The sequence below is a fragment of the Microbacterium sp. MYb72 genome (assembly GCF_002979415.1).
Lineage (GTDB): Bacteria > Actinomycetota > Actinomycetes > Actinomycetales > Microbacteriaceae > Microbacterium > Microbacterium natoriense.
The window spans coordinates 21604-44082 of the sequence record NZ_PCOT01000007.1; the positions used below are offsets into that span (position 1 = coordinate 21604).

At 69.1% G+C, this 22479-nt stretch carries 21 protein-coding genes; 15 read left to right on the forward strand and 6 right to left on the reverse strand.

What is annotated here, in order from left to right; all coding sequences use genetic code 11:
* Positions 1-45: 45 nt before the first annotated feature.
* Genes CQ047_RS05390 through CQ047_RS05400 form a run of 3 tightly spaced genes read right to left on the reverse strand, consistent with a single transcriptional unit; the run spans position 46 to position 2525 of the window.
* The gene (locus CQ047_RS05390; protein WP_105673264.1) at positions 46-1272 is read right to left on the reverse strand and encodes an MFS transporter; all 1227 of its coding nucleotides are present in this window, start codon (positions 1270-1272) and stop codon (positions 46-48) included.
* The gene (locus CQ047_RS05395; RefSeq protein ID WP_105673265.1) at positions 1269-1706 is read right to left on the reverse strand and encodes a MarR family winged helix-turn-helix transcriptional regulator; all 438 of its coding nucleotides are present in this window, start codon (positions 1704-1706) and stop codon (positions 1269-1271) included. Before CQ047_RS05395 ends, CQ047_RS05390 begins: the two co-directional genes overlap by 4 nt.
* Positions 1707-1739: 33 nt before the next feature.
* On the reverse strand, positions 1740-2525 hold the full coding sequence (locus CQ047_RS05400) for an IclR family transcriptional regulator (protein WP_105673266.1): 786 nt from the start codon (positions 2523-2525) through the stop codon (positions 1740-1742).
* A gap of 104 nt (positions 2526-2629) precedes the next feature.
* Here CQ047_RS05400 and CQ047_RS05405 point away from each other — a divergent pair, with 104 nt between their 5' ends.
* Genes CQ047_RS05405 through CQ047_RS05415 form a run of 3 tightly spaced genes read left to right on the forward strand, consistent with a single transcriptional unit; the run spans position 2630 to position 5226 of the window.
* Positions 2630-3403: a CoA transferase subunit A gene (locus tag CQ047_RS05405; RefSeq protein ID WP_105673267.1), complete on the forward strand. Its 774-nt coding sequence runs from the start codon at positions 2630-2632 to the stop codon at positions 3401-3403.
* A gap of 1 nt (position 3404) precedes the next feature.
* Positions 3405-4043, forward strand: a complete 639-nt coding sequence (locus tag CQ047_RS05410; RefSeq protein ID WP_181155839.1) for a 3-oxoacid CoA-transferase subunit B — start codon at positions 3405-3407, stop codon at positions 4041-4043.
* A gap of 4 nt (positions 4044-4047) precedes the next feature.
* Positions 4048-5226: an acetyl-CoA C-acetyltransferase gene (locus CQ047_RS05415; protein ID WP_105673268.1), complete on the forward strand. Its 1179-nt coding sequence runs from the start codon at positions 4048-4050 to the stop codon at positions 5224-5226.
* Between the two features lie 45 nt (positions 5227-5271).
* Here CQ047_RS05415 and CQ047_RS05420 read toward each other — a convergent pair whose 3' ends face one another.
* On the reverse strand, positions 5272-5541 hold the full coding sequence (locus CQ047_RS05420; protein WP_105673269.1) for a hypothetical protein: 270 nt from the start codon (positions 5539-5541) through the stop codon (positions 5272-5274).
* Positions 5542-5545: 4 nt separating this feature from the next.
* Positions 5546-6739 (reverse strand): PLP-dependent aminotransferase family protein, encoded by a 1194-nt coding sequence (locus CQ047_RS05425; protein ID WP_105673270.1) that lies wholly within the window; start codon positions 6737-6739, stop codon positions 5546-5548.
* 185 nt (positions 6740-6924) lie between these two features.
* Between CQ047_RS05425 and CQ047_RS05430 the strand changes: the two genes are divergently transcribed.
* The 8 genes from CQ047_RS05430 (at position 6925) to CQ047_RS05465 (ending at position 17042) form a co-directional block, all read left to right on the forward strand.
* The gene (locus CQ047_RS05430) at positions 6925-8169 is read left to right on the forward strand and encodes an MFS transporter (protein WP_105673271.1); all 1245 of its coding nucleotides are present in this window, start codon (positions 6925-6927) and stop codon (positions 8167-8169) included.
* Between the two features lie 51 nt (positions 8170-8220).
* Positions 8221-9630 carry a trehalose-6-phosphate synthase gene (locus CQ047_RS05435; protein WP_105673272.1) on the forward strand — a complete coding sequence of 470 codons (1410 nt, stop codon included), beginning with the start codon at positions 8221-8223 and terminating at the stop codon, positions 9628-9630.
* Positions 9631-9679: 49 nt separating this feature from the next.
* Positions 9680-10480: a trehalose-phosphatase gene (gene otsB / locus CQ047_RS05440; protein ID WP_181155840.1), complete on the forward strand. Its 801-nt coding sequence runs from the start codon at positions 9680-9682 to the stop codon at positions 10478-10480.
* 9 nt (positions 10481-10489) lie between these two features.
* Positions 10490-12208, forward strand: coding sequence for a dihydroxy-acid dehydratase (gene ilvD / locus CQ047_RS05445; protein ID WP_105673274.1), 1719 nt, complete (start codon positions 10490-10492; stop codon positions 12206-12208).
* Positions 12209-12266: 58 nt separating this feature from the next.
* Positions 12267-14069 carry an acetolactate synthase large subunit gene (locus tag CQ047_RS05450; RefSeq protein ID WP_105673275.1) on the forward strand — a complete coding sequence of 601 codons (1803 nt, stop codon included), beginning with the start codon at positions 12267-12269 and terminating at the stop codon, positions 14067-14069.
* Between the two features lie 2 nt (positions 14070-14071).
* Positions 14072-14581 (forward strand): acetolactate synthase small subunit, encoded by a 510-nt coding sequence (ilvN, locus tag CQ047_RS05455; RefSeq protein WP_105673276.1) that lies wholly within the window; start codon positions 14072-14074, stop codon positions 14579-14581.
* A 75-nt stretch (positions 14582-14656) separates the two neighbouring features.
* Positions 14657-15685 carry a ketol-acid reductoisomerase gene (gene ilvC, locus CQ047_RS05460; protein WP_105673277.1) on the forward strand — a complete coding sequence of 343 codons (1029 nt, stop codon included), beginning with the start codon at positions 14657-14659 and terminating at the stop codon, positions 15683-15685.
* 91 nt (positions 15686-15776) lie between these two features.
* Positions 15777-17042: an alpha-L-fucosidase gene (locus CQ047_RS05465; protein ID WP_105673278.1), complete on the forward strand. Its 1266-nt coding sequence runs from the start codon at positions 15777-15779 to the stop codon at positions 17040-17042.
* A gap of 6 nt (positions 17043-17048) precedes the next feature.
* Here the strand turns inward: CQ047_RS05465 and CQ047_RS05470 are convergent, their stop codons facing one another.
* Positions 17049-18197, reverse strand: a complete 1149-nt coding sequence (locus tag CQ047_RS05470; RefSeq protein ID WP_105673279.1) for an ROK family transcriptional regulator — start codon at positions 18195-18197, stop codon at positions 17049-17051.
* 202 nt (positions 18198-18399) lie between these two features.
* Here CQ047_RS05470 and CQ047_RS05475 point away from each other — a divergent pair, with 202 nt between their 5' ends.
* Genes CQ047_RS05475 through CQ047_RS05490 form a run of 4 tightly spaced genes read left to right on the forward strand, consistent with a single transcriptional unit; the run spans position 18400 to position 22457 of the window.
* Positions 18400-19659, forward strand: a complete 1260-nt coding sequence (locus CQ047_RS05475; RefSeq protein WP_258132498.1) for an ABC transporter substrate-binding protein — start codon at positions 18400-18402, stop codon at positions 19657-19659.
* A gap of 20 nt (positions 19660-19679) precedes the next feature.
* Positions 19680-20585, forward strand: coding sequence for a carbohydrate ABC transporter permease (locus CQ047_RS05480; RefSeq protein ID WP_105673280.1), 906 nt, complete (start codon positions 19680-19682; stop codon positions 20583-20585).
* Positions 20575-21492: a carbohydrate ABC transporter permease gene (locus CQ047_RS05485; protein WP_105673281.1), complete on the forward strand. Its 918-nt coding sequence runs from the start codon at positions 20575-20577 to the stop codon at positions 21490-21492. Before CQ047_RS05480 ends, CQ047_RS05485 begins: the two co-directional genes overlap by 11 nt.
* A 2-nt stretch (positions 21493-21494) precedes the next feature.
* On the forward strand, positions 21495-22457 hold the full coding sequence (locus tag CQ047_RS05490; protein WP_258132499.1) for an ROK family protein: 963 nt from the start codon (positions 21495-21497) through the stop codon (positions 22455-22457).
* Positions 22458-22479 lie beyond the last annotated feature (22 nt).

Genomic DNA, 22479 nt, shown 5'->3' on the forward strand with positions numbered 1-22479 from the left:
CCACCGTATCGAACGCGGCAGGCTCGTGTGACAGGAGGCGACGTGCTACGCGGCGTCCCCGAGGAGGATCGCCTCCGCGTCCTCGGCGGCACCGCCCTCAGACTCGTCGTCGATGTGCGCGAGAGCCTTTCGACCGAGGAGGATCGTGAGCGCCGCGACGAGCACGGACACGGCGGCGAAGAGGTACGGGACCGTCGCGTTGAACGTGTGCCATAGTGCTGCCGCGATCGGCGGCGCCATGGCTCCACCGAGGAAACGCACCGCCGAGTACGCCGAGGACGCTACGGAGCGCGGCAGGTCGGTCGCCTCCATCACGGCCTCGGTGAGCACGGTGTTCATCACGCCGAGCAGCAGTCCGCCCACGATGATGCACACGACCAGGGCGGTGGCGGAGGATACCAGCAGACCCGCCGCGACCAGATCCAGAGCCAGCAGCGGCAGCACAACGAGGATGATGTGCGTGCGCTTCATGCGGCGCATCAGAAGCGGAGCGACCCAGACGCTCGTGACCGCGAGTGCGACGCCCCACCCGAAGAACGTGAAGCCGATCCCCATGGCGCCGAACCCGAGGGGGAACGGCGAGAACGCCAGGAGCACGAAGAAGCCGATGTTGTAGAAGAGGGCCGCGACGGCGAGGACGGCGAGTGCGGGCTGCCGGAGAGCCGTGAAGGGGGCGGAGAAGGGCACGGGTTCGCGCTTCTCGCTCGGACCGCGCAGCAGCGCGAGGATGGCGACGAAGGCGATGGCCATCAGCACGACGACGCCGAAGAACGGGGCGCGCCAGCTCTGCTCTCCGAGCAGCCCGCCCAGGAGCGGGCCGATCGCGATGCCGAGTCCGAGGGCGGCCTCGTACAGCACGATCGCCGCTCCACTGCCTCCGGAGGCGGCGCCGACGATCGTCGCGAGCGCGGTCGAGATGAAGAGGGCGTTGCCGAGGCCCCAGCCGGCGCGGAAGCCGATCACAGCATCGACACTGCCGCTGAGGGCGCACAGGAGCGCGAACACCACGATGAGCGCGAGGCCGATCAGGAGCGTCTTCTTCGCGCCGATGCGGCTCGAGATCCAGCTCGTGACCAGCATCGCGATGCCCGTGACCGCGAGGTAGCTCGTGAAGAGCAGCTCGGTCTGCACCGGGGTCGCCTCGAGCGATTCGGCGATGGCGGGGAGGATCGGGTCGACGAGGCCGATGCCCATGAAGGCAACGACACACGCGAAGGCGACGGCCCAGACCTGTGCGGGCTGCTTCCACACGGATGGTGCGGCGGTGTTCAACGTAGTGCTCCTGTCGGTTCGGTGGTGGTGTGCGCGGCGAGGATCTCCGCGGCGCGGGTCAGGGCGGCCCAGTCCTCGTCGACGAGATCGGCGAAGCGAGGGGCGAGCGTGTCGCGGAACTCCTCGCGCCAGGCGCTCAGCTCCTGGGAGCCCCGAGGGGTGATGTCGACGACGATCGCTCGGGAATCCTCCGGATCGGGGGAGCGGAGCACGAGTCCTTCTCGCTCCAAGCCTCCGATGAGGCGGGTCATCCCCGGCTGCGTGGTGCGTGACGCCGCCGCGAGCTCCCCGACCCGGCGAGAGCCGTTCTGATCGAGGAGGCTGAGCACGCGCCACTGCGCCGCCGGGGCGTCGTTTCCGGCATCCTGTGCGGCGATTCTGCCCAGGGCGTACCCGGAGAGGACGAGGGAGGGGATGACATCCACGCGTTGCATACCAATGAGTATATACCCGATGGTATGTAAATGTCAGCGGCGACCGTTCGCGATGCGCGCGGAGAGCTGATGGGCGTGCGCCAGCAGCGTGCGTCCGAGGTCTGCGAGGCGCTCAGGACCGAAGCGGAACTCGACCCCCGTGAGGCTCAGCGCCCATTCCGGCCGTCCGCTGCGGTCGAAGACCGCGGCGCCGAGCCCCCAGCTGCCCTCCACGATGAGACCGGGGTTCACCGCGTAGCCGCGCTCCTTCGTGTCGGCGAGCCGTGCCCGCAGCGGGTCGGGAGCGTGCTGCCGCCCCCACTCCTGTGCGAGCTCGGGATGCCGGTCGAGATAGGCATCCACATCGTGGTCAGGAAGGAAGGCCAGGATGGCCAGCCCTGCGCTCGCGACGCCGAGCGGGAATCTGACCCCTTCGCTGAGCACGAAGGAGCGGATCGGGAACGACCCCTCCTCTCTCAGCAGGCACACGGTCTCGTCGGCCCTGCGCACGGAGAAGAACGCGCTCTCCTCCGTCTTCACGGCCAAGGATCGGACGATGTCTCGGGCGAGCGCGGTCACGTCGTAGCGCGCGGCTGCCACGGTTCCCATGAGGAAGAGCTCGGGCCCAGGCATCCATCTCGTGCTCTCACCGTCGCGATCGACGAGTCCTTCGGCTTTGAGTGCGCTGAGCAGCCGGTGGGTCGTGGAGCGCGACAGATCCGCGCTCCGGGCGAGATCCTGCAGGGTCGCGCCGTCGGACCCGCCCGCTGTCACCAGGCGCAGCAGGCGGGCCGCGCGGGCGATCGCCTGCGCGCCCGGAACGCTGCGGGAGGATTCCATAATGTGGACGCTATCGCCGAGTTCGCCCACATCGCAAGAGCCTGCTGTCGCCTCGTGGTCGGCGGGCGGATGCTGGAGAGGTACACGTCTTCGAAGGAGCACGCGTGATCGACAAGAACTGGGCCACAGCCGCCGAGGCCGTCGCCGACATCCCCGACGGGGCCTCGATCGCGGTCGGCGGCTTCGGACTCTCCGGCAACCCGATCGCGCTCATCGAGGCGCTGCTCGCGCAGGGTACGAAGGAGCTCAGCGTCGTGAGCAACAACTGCGGCGTCGACGACTGGGGCCTCGGCGTCCTCCTGGCGGCGCGGCGCATCCGCAAGATGACCTCCTCGTACGTCGGGGAGAACCGGGAGTTCGAACGGCAGTTCCTCTCCGGGGAGCTGGAGCTCGAGCTCACCCCGCAGGGCACGCTCGCCGAGAAGCTGCGCGCGGGCGGTTCGGGCATCGCCGCGTTCTACACGCAGACGGGCGTCGGCACTCAGGTCGCCGAGGGCGGACTGCCCCGCCTCTACGCGTCGGACGGGTCGATCGCCGTCGCTTCGCCGGTCAAGGACGTGCGGACCTTCGAGATCGACGGCGCGCCCCGCGAGTTCGTGCTCGAAGAGGCGATCAGGACCGACTTCTCGCTGGTGCACGCCGCGGCGGGTGACCGTCACGGCAATCTGGTCTTCAACAAGGCCGCCCGCAACTTCAACCCCCTCGCCGCGATGGCGGGGCGGGTGTGCATCGCCCAGGTCGAGCGACTGGTCGAGCCGGGCGAGCTGGACCCCGATCGCATCCATCTCCCCGGGGTGTACGTGCACCGCGTCGTCGAGGTCGGCACCGACATCCCCAAGCGCATCGAGCGACGCACGGTCGCCGCGGAAGGAGCCTGACATGGCACTCAGCAGAGAGCAGATGGCCGCGCGCGCCGCCGCCGAGCTGCAGGACGGCTCCTACGTGAACCTCGGCATCGGCCTGCCGACGCTGGTCCCCAACTTCGTCCCCGAGGGCGTCATCGTCGTCCTGCAGTCCGAGAACGGGATCCTCGGCGTGGGGCCGTATCCGCGCGAGGAGGAGGTCGACCCCGACCTGATCAACGCGGGCAAGGAGACGGTCACCACGCTTCCCGGCGCGGCGTTCTTCGACTCGGCCGCGAGCTTCGGGATGATCCGCGGTGGCAAGATCGATGCGGCGATCCTCGGCGCCATGCAGGTGTCGGCGTCGGGAGATCTCGCGAACTGGATGATCCCGGGCAAGATGGTGAAGGGCCCGGGCGGCGCGATGGACCTGGTGCACGGAGCCGCCCGCGTGATCGTGCTGATGGAGCACGTCGCCAAGGACGGCTCGGCGAAGATCGTGAACGACTGCTCTCTGCCGCTCACCGGCCGCGGCGTCGTCGACCGGATCATCACCGACCTGGCGGTGATCGACGTGACGGATGCGGGCCTGGTCCTGGTCGAGACCGCGCCGGGAGTCACCGCCGCCGACGTCATCGCCGCCACCGAACCCGTTTTGATCCTCACGAAGGAGTGAACCCATGACCGACATCGTCATCGTCGCCGCCGCCCGTACGCCCCAGGGGCGCCTGAAAGGTCAGCTCGCGTCGTTCACGGCTCCGCAGCTCGGATCGTTCGCGATTCGCGGCGCTCTGGAGCAGGCCCGGATCGACCCGGCCGAGGTGGACGCGGTCATCGTCGGCCAGGTCCTCGCGGCCGGGTCAGGGCAGAACGCCGCCCGTCAGGCGGCGATCGGGGCCGGGATCGGCTGGGATGTGCCCGCGCACTCCGTGAACAAGGTCTGTCTCTCGGGGCTGACCGCGATCATCGATGCCGCGAGGATGATCCGCACCGGTGACGCGGAGGTCGTCGTCGCCGCCGGGATGGAGTCCATGACCCGCGCCCCGCACATGCTGATGGGCTCGCGTGACGGCTGGACCTACGGCAGCGTCGAGGTGCTCGATCACATGGCGTTCGACGGACTCACCGATGCCTACGACAGGGAGAGCATGGGCGCCTCCACCGAGCGGCACAACGCGAGGTACGAGCTCACGAGAGAGGCGCAGGACACCGTGGCCGCGCTGTCTCACCAGAGGGCTGCCGCCGCGCAGGGCGCTGGTGTGTTCGACGCGGAGATCGTCGCCGTCGAGGTGCCTCAGCGCCGTGGACCTGCCGTGCAGGTGACTGCGGATGAGGGCATCCGCCCCGACACCACCGTCGAATCCCTCGCGGGTCTTCGCCCCGCCTTCGCCGAGGGCGGCTCGATCACCGCGGGCAACTCGTCGCAGATCTCCGACGGCGCGTCGGCGGTCGTGGTGACCACCCGCGCCAACGCCGAGTCCAAGGGCTGGCCCGTGCTGGTCACCGTCGGGGCGAGCGGTCAGACCGCAGGGCCGGACAACTCGCTGCAGGCACAGCCGGCGCGCGCGATCGAGCGCGCCTGCGAGAAGCAGGGGATCACGCCGTCGGAGCTCGATCTCGTGGAGATCAACGAGGCCTTCGGAGCGGTCGTCGCCCGGTCGCAGCAGGAGCTGGGCCTCGACAGCGACATCGTGAACATTCACGGCGGGGGCATCGCGATCGGTCACCCGATCGGCGCCTCGGGCACACGCCTGGTCGTGCACGCCGCGCATGAACTCGCCCGGCGTGGGCACGGCACGGCCGCGGTCGGGCTGTGCGGAGGCGGGGGACAGGGAGAAGCCCTCATCCTCACGAGGTGAGGGACGTTCCGGCCTCGTCCCGTCGGTCGGGGGCCGTGCGGTGGATCAGCGCTTGAGCGCCTTCGCCGCGGCCTTCTCCGCCTTCTTGGCGCGCTTCGCCTGCGTCGACGCCAGCGGCGAGTCGGGGGCGACGATGTCGCCGCGCTCGTCGCGTCTGGTGTCGATCACGGCGCCGATGGCCAGGGCCAGGGTGATGCCCCAGCTCACCCACGCGAGCACCGCGCGCCAGGTGATCGGCGCCTCTCGAGTGCCGCGGAGCAGCGAGATCCCCGCGGAGATCGCGGCGAACAGTCCCGTGCTGAACAGGTAGCGCATACCTCTACGCTACCCCCGCGAGACCCATGCCGAGGCGAGCGATGCCCTCGCGTATGCGATCGGGAGCATACGTCGTGAACGACAGCCGCATCGCCCGGGCGTCGGCAGGCCCGGCGTAGAACGGCGCTCCGGGGACGAAAGCCACGTCATGACGGAGGGCGTGCGGGAGGGCTGCGGTGGCGTCCATTCCCTCGGGGAGTCGCGCCCACACGAACATGCCCCCGTCTGGGCTGTTCCAGGAACTGCCCGCCGGGAGCGCTGTCGCGAGAGCGTCGAGCATCGCGTCCCGTCGATCGGCGTAGGCCGCGCGGATCCGCGCGAGGGCGGCATCGCTTCGACCCGACGCCAGGTAGTGCGCCGCGGCGGCCTGATCGATGGTCGACGTGTGCAGATCCGCGGCCTGCTTCGCGATCGTCACGGTGGGGCGGATGTCAGCGGTCGTGCGAACCCAGCCGATGCGCAGTCCGGGTGCGATGACCTTCGAGAAGCTGCCGAGGCTCAGCACATGATCGGGTGCGAAGGTCGCGAGCGAGGGGAGCGGGTCTCCGGAGTACCGCAGCTGCCGGTACGGCTCGTCCTCGATGATGCGGAATCCGTGGCGGATCGCGGCATCCGCGATCCGCTGTCTGGCGGCGAGGCCGTGGGTCCGCCCCGTGGGGTTCTGGAACGTCGGCACCGTGTAGAAGAACTTCGGGGCATGCGCCGAGGCGAGGGCGTCGAGCGCGTCGAGGTCGAGCTCGTCTCCGAGATAGGGGACGCCGACCACGCGTGCTCCCGCGAGGGCGAAAGTCTGCAGCGCGGCGAGATAGCAGGGCTCCTCGACGAGGATCACGTCGCCCGGGTCGAGCAGAGCCGTGGAGAGGAGTCCGAGGCCCTGCTGGGAACCGGTCGTGATGATCAGGTCACCGGCATCCGTCGGGAGACCGTCGGCCGTGTACTGCCCGGCGACGATCTCGCGCAGAGCGTGATTGCCCTCCGACGTCGAGTACTGCAGCACAGTCGGTGCGCCGAGGGCCTCGTCGAAGGACGCGCGGATGCCGTCGAGGTCGAAGAGCTCCGGTGCGGGCAGCCCCCCGGCGAAGGAGATGACCTCGGGGCGTTCGGTGAGCGCGAGCAGATCCCGGACAGGGGAGGTCTTCGCGGATCCGGCGCGCTCGGAGCGGCGGGGCAGCGCGACGAGCGTCTCTGGACGGGGCATGGGACCTCCTGGGTGCGCGGGTGACGACCACCCTACTGCGCCGCGGGATCTGCCGGATTCTCCATGACGCGGTATCCTGGAGGGGCTGCGGTCCGCCGCAGTCGCACCCGTGTATCTACCGGCCGTCGGCTCTCCGACGGACAGCGGCGGCACCCCACCCCGCGTCCTCTGGGCGCGCGAGAGCCATGACACACACGCACTCCTCCGCAGAGCCCACCCTGCTCCGCATCGCCGGTCTTCCCTACTTCCTCATCGCGTTCATCGCGCGTCTCCCGTTCGCGATGATGGTGGTCGGCGTCCTGACCGTCGTCGTCTCCGCGCGCGGATCGCTGTCGCTCGGCGGCCTCACCTCCGCGGCCGTCGGCCTCGGCACCGCGTGCTTCGGCCCGCTCCTGGGCGCCGCGGCCGACCGATTCGGTCAGCGCGCGGTGCTCACGCTGCTCGCGGTCGCGAACGCGGCGATGCTGGTGCTGTTCACCGTCGTCGTCTACGGGGCCGCCGCCGACCCGTTCGTGCTCCTGAGCGCCTTCGGCATCGGCGCGACGGCACCGCAGGTCGCGCCGCTGTCGCGCTCGCGTCTCGTCACCATGATCACCGATCGGATGCCGGAGGTCGGCCGCTCCCGCACGATCTCAGGGACGATGGCATACGAGTCCGCCGCTGACGAGACCGTGTTCGTGTTCGGTCCCTTCCTCGTCGGCATCCTGGCCTCCGCCATCGCCCCGTGGGCGCCTCTGGTCGTCGCCGCCGGACTCACCGTGCTCTTCGTCGGCGCGTTCGCCCTGCATCCGAGCGCACGCGCGGTCTCCCTGCACCGCGACGCCGACGGCAGAGCGCCGTCTGCCGTGTCCGAGCTCTTCCGGCCGCAGCTCCTCATCGTCGTGCTGGGCATCCTCGGCGTCGGCATCTTCTTCGGCACCATGCTGACCGCGCTCACGTCGTTCATGGCCGACCGCGACGCGCCGGAGCAGGCCGGTCTGCTCTACGGCGTCATGGGCGTCGGCTCCGCCGTGCTCGCGCTCGGCGTCGCCTGGCTGCCCCCGCGCTTCTCGATGCGCGCGCGGTGGCTGGTCTTCGCCGGCATCCTGCTGGCTGGGACCCTGCTGCTGCCGTTCGTCGACTCGCCGGCGACGATGATGGTCGCACTCGCGATCATGGGCGTCGGCATCGGCCCCACGCTCGTGACGCAATACAGCTTCGGCGCGGCACGCAGCCCGCTCGGCCGTTCGGCCACCGTCATGACGATGCTCGGCTCCGGCGTGGTGGTCGGACAGTCGATCGGCGCGGCGGTCGCCGGGGAGCTCGCGGAGAGCGTCGGCACGTCCGCGGCGCTGGTGCTGCCGATCATCGCCGCTCTCATCACGTTCGCGGCGGGCCTGCTCAACTGGCGGCTCAGCGCGATCCGACCCGCCGCTGCCGCCACGGCGTAGTCGACCTCGATAGCCTGGGGACACCGAACCGCTCGTGTGAGGAGACCCATCATGGCCGTCGCAGATTTCGTCGTCGTCGCCAACCGCCTTCCGGTCGACCGGATCGAGGGACCCGACGGCGAGGAGGAGTGGCGGACCTCGCCCGGCGGCCTCGTCGCCGCTCTGGAGCCGATGATGCGCAGCGCCCACGGAGCGTGGGTGGGGTGGCCGGGACAGGCCGACCTCGAGCTCGCACCCTTCGAGATCGGCGGCATCGACCTGATCCCCGTCACGCTGAGCGCCCAGGAGGTCGCCGAGTACTACGAGGGGTTCTCGAACGACACGATCTGGCCGCTGTACCACGACGTGATCGCCCCGCCCCAGTACCACCGCGAGTGGTGGGACGCCTACGTCACGGTGAATCGCCGCTTCGCCGAGGCCGCGGCATCCGCCGTGTCGGAGAACGGGACGGTCTGGGTGCACGACTACCAGCTGCAGCTCGTCCCGCAGTTTGTGCGTGAACTGCGCCCCGATGTGACCATCGGCTACTTCCATCACATCCCGTTCCCGGCTCACGGGCTGTACGCGCAGCTGCCGTGGCGGGACCAGGTGCTCCGCGGGCTGCTGGGCGCCGATGTGATCGGGTTCCAGCGCGCGCAGGATGCGACGTACTTCCTCACCGCCGTGCGGCGCCGCCTGCGGTACGAGGTCAAGGGCTCCGCCGTGGCCGTGCCCAGTGCGCCGGGGGAGACGCGCACAGCGGTCGCGAAGGCGTTCCCCATCTCGATCGACACGACGCCCTACCTCGAGCTCGCCGCGCGTCCTGACGTGCAGGCGCGGGCCGCCGAGATCAGGGAGAGCCTCGGCAATCCGGCGCGCATCTTCCTCGGGGTGGACCGTCTCGACTACACCAAGGGCATCAGACACCGGATCAAGGCGTACGGCGAGCTCCTCGCCGAGGGACGGCTGCACGTCGAGGACGTGACGCTGGTCCAGGTCGCGAGCCCCAGCCGCGAGCGCGTGGACGCCTACGTGCACCTCAGGGACGAGATCGAGCTCGCGGTGAGCCGCATCAACGGCGACACCGACACGATGGGCCACACGGCGATCCGCTACCTCCACCAGGGCTACCCCAGGGAGGAGATGGTCGCGCTGTACCTCGCCGCCGACGTCATGCTGGTCACGGCGCTGCGAGACGGGATGAACCTCGTGGCGAAGGAGTACATCGCGACGAGGGCCGACAACCGGGGCGTGCTCGTGCTGAGCGAGTTCACCGGCGCTGCCGACGAGCTTCGCCAGGCGGTGCGGGTGAACCCCCACGACATCGAGGGGCTGAAGGACGCGATCATGCAGGCGGTGGAGATGACGCCGCGCGAACAGGGGAGACGGATGCGGGCGCTGCGTCGCCGTGTTCTGGAGAACGACGTGAACGCGTGGTCGTCGTCGTTCCTCCGGGCCCTCGCCGAGGTGCATGGGCGCTGAGACCGGCGGCCATACTGGAAGGGCACCCTTCCCCCCGATCGGAGATCTCGTGACCCGCAGCTGGACGCCAGGAACGACGGATGCCGCGCTCAGCGCGATCGCAGCCACCCCTCGACTCGTGGTCGCCCTCGACTTCGACGGCACGGCGTCGCCGTTCGTGCTCGACCCGATGGCCGCGCGCGCGATTCCGGAGGTCGCCGCGCAGATGGAGCGTCTGAGCGCGATGCCCGACACGGTGGTGGCGTACGTCTCCGGGCGCAGCATGCACGATCTCCGCGAGATCACCGAGCACACCGACGAGTCCCCGTTCGCCCTCGCCGGGTCGCACGGCGCCCAGTACTGGTACCCCGGCTCGGGCGAGTCCGATGTCGAGTCCGCGGCCGCGGAGGAGGACGGCACGAAGGAGGAGCTGTGGGAGGCCGCGCGTCCGATCATCGATCGGTTCGACGGCGCCGAGCTCGAGCCCAAGACCTTCGGGATGGGCGTGCACACCAGAGCCGCGACGCCCGAGGTGGAGCGCGAGCTGTTCGCCGAGATCGACGCTCTCGTCGCGGAGCGGTTCCCGCACTGGAGGCGCCGCAAGGGCCACCACGTGCTCGAGTTCTCGTCGCGCCTCGAGGGCAAGGACGCCGCGATGACTGCTCTGCGCGAGCGCTACGACGCCACCGGCATCCTCTTCGCCGGCGATGACGTCACCGACGAGGACGCCATGCGCGTGCTCGTCGACGGCGATCTCGGCGTGCGAGTGGGCGAGGGTGAGACAGCAGCCGGGCTCCGTGTGCGCAACCCACAAGAGATCGCCCAGCTTCTGGAGGCACTGGCGGACGAACGCGCGGCGCGACGGGAATAGACTTCCGTCATGACCTCGCTTGATCCCGAGTCTCCCGCGCCCATCGACATCAAACCCCGCAGCCGTGTCGTCACCGACGGCATCGAGGCCACGACCTCCCGAGGCATGCTCCGTGCCGTCGGCATGGGCGACGCCGACTGGGACAAGCCGCAGATCGGCATCGCGTCGAGCTGGAACGAGATCACCCCCTGCAACCTGAGCCTCGACCGCCTGGCGCAGGGCGCCAAGGAGGGCGTGCACTCCGGGGGCGGCTACCCGCTCCAGTTCGGCACGATCTCGGTGTCCGACGGCATCTCGATGGGGCACGAGGGCATGCACTTCTCGCTCGTGTCGCGTGAGGTCATCGCCGATTCGGTCGAGACCGTCATGATGGCGGAGCGCCTCGACGGCTCCGTGCTGCTCGCGGGCTGCGACAAGTCGATCCCCGGCATGCTGATGGCCAGTGCCCGACTCGACCTCTCCAGCGTCTTCCTCTACGCCGGCTCCATCGCTCCGGGCTGGGTGAAGCTGTCGGACGGCACCGAGAAGGACGTCACGATCATCGACTCGTTCGAGGCCGTCGGCGCGTGCCGTGCGGGGCTCATGAGCGAAGAGGACCTCAAGCGCATCGAGTGCGCGATCGCCCCCGGTGAGGGCGCGTGCGGCGGCATGTACACCGCGAACACGATGGCGTCGGTCGCCGAGGCCCTCGGTCTCAGCCTTCCCGGTTCGGCCGCTCCGCCCGCGGCTGACCGCCGCCGCGACTACTTCGCCCACCGCTCGGGGGAGGCCGTCGTGAATCTGCTCCGTCAGGGCATCACGACCCGCGACATCCTCACCAAGGAGGCGTTCGAGAACGCGATCGCGCTGGCGATGGCCCTCGGCGGCTCGACCAACGTGGTGCTGCACCTGCTCGCCATCGCGCGCGAGGCGGAGGTCGAGCTGAGCCTGCACGACTTCAACCGCATCGGCGACCGCGTCCCGCACGTGGCCGACATGAAGCCCTTCGGCAAGTACGTCATGAACGACGTCGACCGGCACGGCGGCATCCCCGTGATCATGAAGGCGATGCTCGACGAGGGGCTGCTGCACGGCGACGCGCTCACCGTGACCGGCAAGACGCTGGCCGAGAACCTCGCGGAGCTCGATCCCATGCCGATCGACGGCGAGGTCATCCACACCTTCGACAACCCGATCCACGCGACCGGCGGCCTGACGATCCTGCACGGATCGCTCGCACCCGAGGGCGCCGTCGTGAAGACGGCCGGCTTCGACGCCGCAGTCTTCGAGGGCACCGCGCGCGTCTTCGAACGTGAGCGGGCGGCGATGGATGCCGTGGCGAACGGCGAGATCGAGAAGAACACCGTCATCGTGATCCGCTACGAAGGCCCCAAGGGCGGACCCGGGATGCGCGAGATGCTCGCGATCACCGCGGCCATCAAGGGCGCGGGGCTCGGAAAAGATGTACTACTCTTGACGGACGGACGATTCTCAGGCGGCACAACCGGCCTGTGCATCGGCCACATAGCACCCGAAGCGGTGGACGCAGGTCCCATCGCCTTCGTGCGCGATGGTGATCTGATACGGGTCGATATCGCAGCTCGCTCTCTCGACCTACTCGTCGACGAGGCGGAGCTCGCCTCCCGCCGCTCTGGCTGGGAGCCGCTTCCCCCGCGCTATACCCGTGGCGTACTTGCCAAGTATTCGCGTCTCGTGCGGTCCGCCGCCGAGGGCGCGACGACCGGCTGAATCGCGTCGGCAGCCCCAGGCCTCCGACGTCGCCCACAGACCACCAGAAGGAAGTCCCATGACCACTGACTCCGTCTCGGCCGTGCCGAGGCCTCCGGCCCAGAACACTGCGGCTCCCGTGCTCACCGGAGCGCAGGCGCTCGTCCGCTCGCTCGAGCTCATCGGCGTGACCGATGTGTTCGGCATCCCCGGCGGGGCGATCATGGAGGTCTACGACCCCCTGCTCGACTCCACCGAGCTGCGCCACATCCTCGTGCGTCACGAGCAGGGTGGCGGGCACGCCGCCGAGGGCTACGCGACTGCGTCGGGGCGCGTCGGCGTCACGATCGCCACCTCCGGCCCCGGAGCGACGAACCTCGTCACCGCGATCGCCGACGCCTACATGGACTCGATCCCGATCGTCGCGATCACGGGACAGGTGTTCTCCACTCTCATGGGCACCGACGCCTTCCAGGAGGCCGACATCGTCGGCATCACGATGCCGGTGACCAAGCACTCGATCCTCGTGAAGGACGTCGCCGAGATCCCCGGCGCGGTCGCCGCCGCGTTCGAGATCGCCTCGACCGGTCGCCCCGGCCCCGTGCTGGTCGACATCACCAAGGACGCTCAGCAGGCCAAGGCGCCGTTCATCTGGCCGCCGAAGATCGACCTGCCCGGATACCGCCCGGTGACGAAGGCCCACGGCAAGCAGATCCAGGCCGCGGCCGCGATGCTGGCAGAGTCCAAGAAGCCCGTGCTGTACGTGGGCGGCGGCGTCATCCGCGGCCGCGCCTCGGCGGAGCTGAAGAGTCTCGCCGAGCTCACGGGCGCCCCCGTCGTGACCACGCTGATGGCACGAGGGGCGTTCCCCGACTCGCACCCGCAGCACCTCGGCATGCCCGGTATGCACGGCACCGTGCCGGCGGTGCTCGCGCTGCAGGAGTCCGACCTCATCGTCGCACTCGGCGCGCGCTTCGACGACCGCGTGACCGGCAAGGCCGCGCTCTTCGCTCCTAACGCGAAGGTCGTGCACGTCGACATCGACCCCGCCGAGATCTCGAAGATCCGCACGGCCGACGTGCCGATCGTCGGCGACGTGCGCGACGTGCTCGTCGACCTCGAGACCGCGTTCCGGGGTGCGACGGCGCAGACCACGCCCGACATCGAGGAGTGGTGGTCCTACCTCGACGGCCTCCGCAAGGAGTTCCCGCTCGGGTTCCAGCCGACGACCGACGGACACCTCTCGCCGCAGCACGTGATCCAGCGGATCGGCGAGCTCACCGGCCCCGAGGCCGTGTACGCGGCCGGCGTCGGCCAGCACCAGATGTGGGCGGCGCAGTTCATCAAGTACGAGCGTCCGAACTCCTGGCTGAACTCGGGAGGCGCAGGCACCATGGGCTACTCGGTGCCCGCCGCGATGGGCGCGAAGGTCGCCGAGCCGCACCGGGTGGTGTGGTCGATCGACGGCGACGGATGCTTCCAGATGACGAACCAGGAGCTCGCCACCTGCGCGATCAACAACATCCCGATCAAGGTCGCGATCATCAACAACTCCTCGCTCGGCATGGTGCGCCAGTGGCAGACGCTGTTCTACGACGGACGCCACTCCAACACCGACCTGAACACGGGCCACGGCACCGTCCGCATCCCCGACTTCGTCAAGCTCGCCGAGGCGTACGGCTGCCTCGGCATCCGAGTGGAGAAGGAGGAGGACGTGGATGCCGCCATCCAGCTCGCGCTCGACACGAACGACCGCCCCGTGGTGATCGACTTCGTGGTGTCGGCTGACGCGATGGTGTGGCCGATGGTTCCGCAGGGCGTGAGCAACAGCTACGTCCAGTACGCCCGCGAACACGCGCCTTCCTTCGACGAGGAGATCTGACCATGTCGACTCACGTGCTGAGCCTGCTGGTGGAGAACACCCCCGGCCTGCTGACCCGTGTCGCGGGGCTCTTCGCCCGACGCGGCTTCAACATCGACTCGCTCGCGGTGGGGGTGACCGAGGTGCCGGGGATCTCCCGCATCACGGTCGTCGTCGACGTGGACGAGCTCCCGCTCGAGCAGGTCACCAAGCAGCTCAACAAGCTGATCAACGTGATCAAGATCGTCGAGCTCGATTTCGCCACCTCCGTGCAGCGCGAGCACATGCTCGTGAAGGTGCGCACGGACAACACCACCCGATCGAACGTGATCGAGGTCGTGAACCTCTTCCGCGCCTCGGTCGTCGACTACGCCGCCGACGCGCTGGTGATCGAGGTCACGGGCGACAAGGGCAAGGTCGATGCGATGCTGCGGGCGCTCGAGCCCTTCGGCATCAAGGAGATCGCGCAGTCCGGTCTCCTCGCCATCGGCCGGGGCGGCAAGAGCATCACCGAGCGCGTCCTGCGCGGCTGAGCACCTACAAGACCTTCGCCGTTCGTTGAGCGAGCGAAGCGAGACGAAACGCAACTATCAAGGAGAAAGAAACAAGTGAGCACCGAGATCTTCTACGACGCAGACGCCGACCTGTCCATCATCCAGGGCAAGAAGGTCGCGATCGTCGGCTACGGCTCGCAGGGTCACGCCCATGCGCAGAACCTGCGCGACTCGGGTGTCGAGGTCGCGATCGCCCTCAAGGAGGGCTCGAAGTCCGCGCCCAAGGCTGAGGAGGCCGGCTTCGCGGTCAAGTCCGTTGCTGAGGCGACCCAGTGGGCCGACCTGATCATGATCCTCGCTCCCGACCAGCACCAGCGCGGCATCTACAGCGAGTCGATCGCGCCGAACCTCGCCGCGGGCAAGACCCTCGCCTTCGCGCACGGCTTCAACATCCGCTTCGGCTACATCGAGGCGCCCGAGGGCGTCGATGTGATCCTGGTCGCCCCGAAGGCGCCCGGTCACACGGTCCGTCGCGAGTTCGTCGCCGGCCGCGGCATCCCGGACATCATCGCCGTCGAGCGCGACGCCTCCGGCACCGCGTGGGCCACGGCTCTCTCGTACGCGAAGGCGATCGGAGGCACCCGCGCCGGTGTCATCAAGACGACCTTCACCGAGGAGACCGAGACCGACCTGTTCGGCGAGCAGGCCGTGCTCTGCGGTGGCGTCAGCCACCTCGTGCAGGCCGGCTTCGAGACCCTCACCGAGGCGGGCTACCAGCCGCAGATCGCCTACTTCGAGGTGCTCCACGAGCTGAAGCTGATCGTCGACCTCATGTGGGAGGGCGGCATCGCCAAGCAGCGCTGGTCGGTCTCCGACACGGCGGAGTACGGCGACTACGTCTCCGGCCCGCGCATCGTGACCCCCGAGGTCAAGGAGTCGATGAAGGCCGTGCTCGCGGACATCCAGTCGGGTGCCTTCGCGAAGCGCTTCATCGACGACCAGGACAACGGCGGTCAGGAGTTCCTTGCGCTTCGCGCCAAGGAGGAGACGCACCCCATCGAGGCGACCGGCAAGGAGCTTCGCGCTCTCTTCGCCTGGAAGCAGCAGGACGAGGACTACGTCGACGGCAGCGCTGCGCGCTGACGACGAGCACCGTGAGAGGGCGCCCCTTCGGGGGCGCCCTTTTTCGTGCACGGAGGCTTAGACATCCGATGTCTGACGCTAAGATGAGGGTATGCGACAGGACTGGTTCGACCACGCCCGTTTCGGGATGTTCGTGCATTTCGGCCTCTACAGCGCCGCCGCGCGACACGAATGGGTGCAGAATCGCGAGCGGCTGACGGATGCCGAGTACCGGACCTACTTCGACCACTTCGACCCCGATCTCTTCGACGCGCGCGCTATCGCCCGGCGGGCGAAGGAGACGGGGATGGGGTACGTCGTTCTGACCACCAAGCACCACGACGGATTCTGCCTGTGGGACTCGGCGCTGACCGACTTCACCTCGGCCACCGCCGTCTCGCGCGATCTCGTGCGGGAGTTCGTCGACGCCATGCGGGGCGAGGGGCTCAAGGTCGGGCTCTACCACTCGCTGATCGACTGGCATCACCCCGACTTCACGATCGACTGGAACCATCCCCGTCGGGACGACCCCGATGCAGCGGCCCTCAACGCGGGCCGCGACATGTCGAGGTACCGCGACCATCTGCATGGGCAGATCCGCGAGCTGCTCACCGGCTACGGCGACATCGACTACCTGTTCTTCGACTTCACGTATCCGGAGGAGAAGCAGGGGGGGCTGGGCAAGGGTCCTCAGGACTGGGACGCCGAGGCGCTGCTCGCGATGTGCCGCGAGCTCCAGCCGGGGATGCTGGTGAACGACCGGCTCGGCATCCCGGCGGACTTCGTCACGCCCGAGCAGTACCAGCCCACCTCACCCCTCATGAGGGACGGCCGGCCCGTGGTGTGGGAGGCGTGTCAGACCCTGAACGGCTCATGGGGCTACGACCGCGACAACACCGATCAGAAGTCTGCGCAGCTGCTCGTGCAGATGCTCGTCGACTCGGTGTCGATGGACGGAAACATGCTCCTCAACATCGGTCCCGACGGCCGCGGCGCCGTCGTACCGCGGGATGCGGCGACCCTGTCGGAGATCGGGGAGTGGATGCGCCTGCACCGCGGCTCCGTGGTCGGCGCCGGGCACGCCCCGTTCACCCCGCCCCGTGAGGGCGTGTACACGCAGCGGGGGGACCGCCTGTATCTGCATCTGCTCGCCTGGCCGCTCGGCTTCGTGCATCTCCCCGGACTCGCAGGGAAGGTCTCCTATGCGCGCCTGCTGAGCGACGGATCCTGGCTGCGCACGTCCGTCTCGGATCCCGACCAGCGCGCCTCGCACATGACTCCGGCGGGGGAGGCGGAGGGAACGCTCACCGTGCACCTCCCGGTCCGCAGGCCGGACGTGGTGCTCCCCGTGATCGAGTTGGTTCTGACGGGGGAATAGCGCCGCTCAGGCGACCGGCAGCTCGAGGTCGTCGAGGGCGAGCCTGGCCGCTCCGTGCAGGATCGCGTCGGCGCCGGTCGCGGCTGCCTCGATGCGCAGGCGCTGCGTCGCGAGCGGGTGGCAGGCCTCGTAGACGCGGCTGCGCACGGCGGCGATGAACGGCTCCGATGCGCTCATGCTCCCGGTGAGGAACACCGCGTTCGGGTTGAAGAAGTTGACGACGCCGGACAGAGCCTGCCCGAGGTGCGTGCCCGCCGTCCGCACCAGCATGGTCGCCTCCGGGTCGGAGTCGCGCGCCAGCGCGAGCACGTCGGCCGTCGTGGTCACCTCGGTGCGTCCGCGCTCTCGCATCTGCCTGACCAGGCTGGCGCCGCTCGCCACCGTCTCGAGGCACCCCGTGTTCCCGCACGAGCAGGGGATGTCCCCGCTCCCGTCGATGCGCGTGTGGGTGATGTCTCCTGCCGCGCCGGTGGCGCCGCGGTGCACGTGCCCCTCGACGATCACCCCGCTGCCGATCGCGGTGCCCGCCTTCACGGTGATGCTGTGCTGCGTGTAGCCGAGCTGCAGGCGATGCTCGCCGAGCGCCGCCAGATTGGCGTCGTTGTCGACGGCGACCGGCACGCCGAAGGCCTCCCGCAGATGCTCGCCGACCCGGAACCCCGGCCATCCCGGCATCCGGGACGGCTGTTCGACGGATCCAGACTCGATGTCGACCGGACCGGGAAGGCTCACCCCGATCGCGCGGAGGGTCGAGCCGTCCGCAAGCTCCCGGAAGACCGCGGCTACCGTCGCGAGCGTCGCCTGCGGTCCGTCCGTCAGGTCGATGCGTGTCGTCCGCACCTCCTGCAGGTGGCCGTCGAGACCGTGGCGCCCGATGCGCGCGTGCCCGCCGCCGAGGTCGGCGGACAGCACGATCCCGCCCTCTTCGGCCACACGGAGCACACGAGGTCGTCGGCCGCCGCGGGAGACGCCGTCTCCCGCCTCCTCGAGCATCCCGGCATCCAGCAGCGCCTGGACGCGGAGGCCGATGGTGGAGGCGGCGATGCCGAGTCGAGCGGCGAGCTCGCTGCGGGAGCGGGCCTCCCCGCGGGCGACGAGGTCGAGAATGCGTCGCGAGTGGAGATCCTCGGCAGAGCGATCGGCGGTACGGGGCATGTCGTTCCTTCGTCGGCGAATCTCGTCAGGCTACCGGTGTCGGGTCGTGATCTCGGTCATGACGCGGAAGGTCAAGGATCTATAAACATCGGATGTTCCGCTTGCGGCGGCCCGTGAAGTATGACACGGTAACTTCATACGAAATCCTACTAGGTTGCTTCGACCCGCGAAGCAACCTTCCCGATCCGCTAGGAGTCATTCAATGAAGAAGATGCGTATGGGAGCCGTCGTCGCCGTCGCCGGCGTCGCAGTCGCCATGACGGGCTGCGCCGGAACGACCGGCTCGACCGGCTCCGGTTCGGGCGACACGATCGTCGTCGACATGTGGGCAGGTTCCGCCGATGACACCAAGGCGCTCGAGGCGCAGATCAAGGTCGCGCAGGAGCAGAACCCCGACCTCAAGATCGAGCTGCGCACGGCGCCCTGGGGTGACTTCTTCACGAAGCTCACCACCAACATGGCGTCCGGCAACATGGCCTGCATCACCGGCATGAACAGCGGGATGCTCTCCAGCTACACCGACGGCTTCGCCACGCTCACCGCCGCCGACCTCAAGGCGGCCGGCCTCGCCGAGAGCGACTTCGCACCCGGTGCGACCGAGATCCTGAAGAACAAGGGCGAGCTCTACGGCCTGCCGTTCGACGTCGCGACGATGCTCGTCTACTACAACGCCGATCAGCTGACCGCCGCCGGCGCTGAGACCCCCGCCGCAGGCTGGACCTTCGAGGACTTCGAGAAGACGGCCAAGGCGGCGACCACCGGGGGCAAGTCCGGGTTCGCCGTGGGCATGGGCGACTTCCAGTGGCAGGCGCTGCCGATCGCCAAGTCCGGCCTGCAGCCGGTGACGGAGGACGGCACCCTGCAGCTCACCGACAAGAAGTTCGTCGAGGCGTCGACCTGGTACGCCGGCCTCGTCACCGATCAGAAGGTCGCTCTCCCGGTCGCATCGGCATCCGACACCGGCTGGGGCGAGAACCAGTACTCCAGCGGCAACGCGGCCATGGCCGTCGACGGCACCTGGAACGCGGTCAGCTACCTCAACAACGAGTCCGGCTTCACGGCGGGCATGGCCCCGCTCCCGTCCGAGGGCGGCACCTCGCTGAGCCTCATCCTCGGCTCGGGCTTCGGCATCTCCAAGACCTGCGACAACAAGGACGCCGCGCTCAAGGTGCTCGGCTCCCTGCTGAGCAAGGACGCGCAGGACTACATCGCCTCCTCCGGCCGCAGCTACCCGGCACGCGCCGAGAGCCAGCCGCTCTACTTCGACTCGATCGACGAGAAGTACCGCGAGCAGGTGAAGGAGGTCTTCACCGCGGCCTTCGAGAACGTCCAGGGCCAGTACGTCAGCGACAACTGGGCGAAGGTCGGCACGTACGTCCAGCCGCAGTTGGTCAGCGTGTACAACGGGCAGGAGACGATGGCGAACGTCCTCGACTCCGCTCAGCAGCAGTTCGGCAAGTAAGCAATCCAGGAAGACGAGTGATGACCACCAACGCGCGACGTCGGGGGTCTCTCGCCAAGGCTGAGGGCCGTCAGGCGCTGGGGTTCGCAACCCCGGCCCTGGCGGGCCTCGCCGTGTTCACCGTCGTGCCCGTCGTGCTCTCCATCGTGATGAGCTTCTTCGACTGGCCGACGTTCGGCGAGAAGACCTTCATCGGTATCGACAACTACATCCGACTGTTCACCTCCAGCCCGGACTTCTGGCCGGCGCTGCGGAACACCGCGGTGTTCACGATCCTCTACGTCCCGCTGAACGTGGCCCTCTCGCTCGTCCTCGCGATGGCGCTCGGTCCGCGCATCCGCGGACGCGGGGCGCTCCGGGTGCTCTTCTTCATCCCGGTCGTGACCCCCATGGTCGCGAACGTGCTGGTGTGGAAGATGCTCCTGCAGCCGCAGGGTCTCTTCAACGGCGTCTCCGAGACCTGGTTCGGCGTGACGCTCCCGAACTTCCTCGCCGACCCGCAGTGGGCCATGATCATGGTCGTCGTGATGAGCGTGTGGCAGGGAGTCGGCTACAACATGCTGATCTTCTCGGCCGCGCTCGAGCAGCTCCCCGAGTCCGTCATGGAGGCGGCCCGGATCGACGGAGCGAGCGGACTGCGCATGCAGCTCAGCGTGGTCATCCCGATGATCTCCCCGGCGATCTTCTTCGCGACCATCATGACCATGATCACCGCACTCCAGGTCTTCGTGCAGCCGCAGCTGCTCACCGGCGGCGGCCCGGGCAACGCGACCCAGCCGCTCGTGCAGTTCATCTACAACCAGGGCTTCAAGTTCCAGGAGCTGGGACTCGCCGCAGCCGGCGCCTGGATCCTCTTCGCCCTCATCATCGTGATCACTGCGCTCCAGTTCGGCGCGCAGAAGAAGTGGGTGCACTATGAGCACTGACCTGTCGACGGCATCCGTCGTCCTCGACGACGACCACGTCGAGACCGAGCGCACCGGACGCACCAAGGCGCCGCTGAGCGGACCGGAGCGCGTGCGCCTGGTCATCGCGCACGTGCTCGTGTATCTGGCCGCCGCGATCTTCGTGTCGCCCATCGTGTACGCGTTCTTCTCGGCGCTCAAGCCCAACTCCGAGATGTTCACGATGCCTCCGTCGCTCATCGCGTCCGAGGTGCGGTGGACGAACTTCCTCGACGTGTTCGCCTATGGACCGTTCCTCACCTACATCGGGAACTCGTTCTTCGTGGCGATCGCCGGCACCCTGGTGGTGCTGTTCGTCTCGACGACGGCCGGGTACGCGTTCGGGCGCCTGCGCTGGAAGGGGCGGGACGCCGTGTTCGTGCTCTTCCTCGCCACCCTCATGGTGCCGGCGGAGGTCCTCGTCATCCCGATGTTCCAGGTCATGCAGTGGTTCAACTGGGTCGACACCTATCAGGCGCTGATCTTCCCGTTCGCCTTCACCGCGTTCGGCACCTTCCTCATGCGGCAGTTCTTCCGCGGCATCCCCTACGAGCTGGAGGAGGCCGCACGCGTCGACGGTGCGGGTCCGGTCCGCACCTTCGTGCAGATCATCCTTCCGCTGGCGAAGTCCGCCGTGGCCGTGCTGTCGGTGTTCACGTTCCTGTCGTTCTGGAACAGCTACCTGTGGCCGCTGATCGTGACCGTGGACTACAACGCCCACGGCACGCTGCCGGTCGGGCTCGCGAGCTTCTCGGGACTCACCGGCACGCGGTGGGACCTCCAGATGGCCGCGGCGATCATCTCGATGGTCCCAACGACCGTGCTCGTGATCGTGCTGCAGAAGCACCTGGTCAAGGGCATCGCCATGGCCGGGCTCGGCGGCCGTTGACCGTGGGCGTGCAGGTAGAGGGGACATCCCGGCCCATCGCGTCGGCCGACGGCGTGATCGGCATCGACATCGGCGGCACGAAGATCGCCGGCATCGCCGTGGCCGCGGACGGCTCCGTGCTGGCGCGGGGCAGCGTGCCTGCGCCGGCGAGTGTCGGCGGGGCGGCGATGGCGGATGCCGCCGCCGCCGTCGTCCGCGACATCGCCGCCCGCTCCGGCTCTCCGCTGACCGCGGTCGGCGTGGGCGCGGCGGGAGTCATCGATCACGAGACAGGTGTCGTGCGCGCCGCCTCCGCGACCTTCGTCGACTGGGCCGGGTTCCCGCTCGGAGACGAGCTCTCCGCGCGACTCTCCGTGCCGGTGCGCGTCGAGAACGACGTCAACGCGTTCCTCCTCGGTGAAGCGGCGCGCACGGCCCCGGGTGAACGCGATGTGCTCGGCGTGATGCTCGGCACCGGCGTGGGCGGAGCGGTCATCATCGACGGCGCGCTGCGCCACGGACCGCACGGCGCCGCGGGGGAGATCGGACACACGCCCGGGTACAGCGATCTGATGTGCACGTGCGGCCAGATCGGCCATCTCGAGACCCTCGCGTCTGGAACGTCGATCGGGCGGCGCTACGCCGAGCGGATCGGCGCGACGCCGCTGGACGCCCGCCAGGTCGCCGACCGTGCGCGCGGCGGTGATCCCGACGCCATCGCGGTGTTCCGGGCGGCGGGCCGCGCCCTCGCCCTCGCCTGCGCGAGCGCGGCGACCCTTCTCGACCTCCCGTGCGCGATCGTCGGCGGGGGAGTCGCAGAAGCCTGGGACCTCCTGGCGCCGACGATCGCGGAGACCCTGCGGACCGACGCCCCCGTGTCCGGGCTGCCGCTGCGCGTCGTCCCCGCGACGCTGGGCGGGGATGCCGTGGCACTCGGTGCGATCGAGGCCGTGCGTCGCGCCCTCGTCCCCGCCGACGCACACTGAAGACGACGACACAGACCAAGGA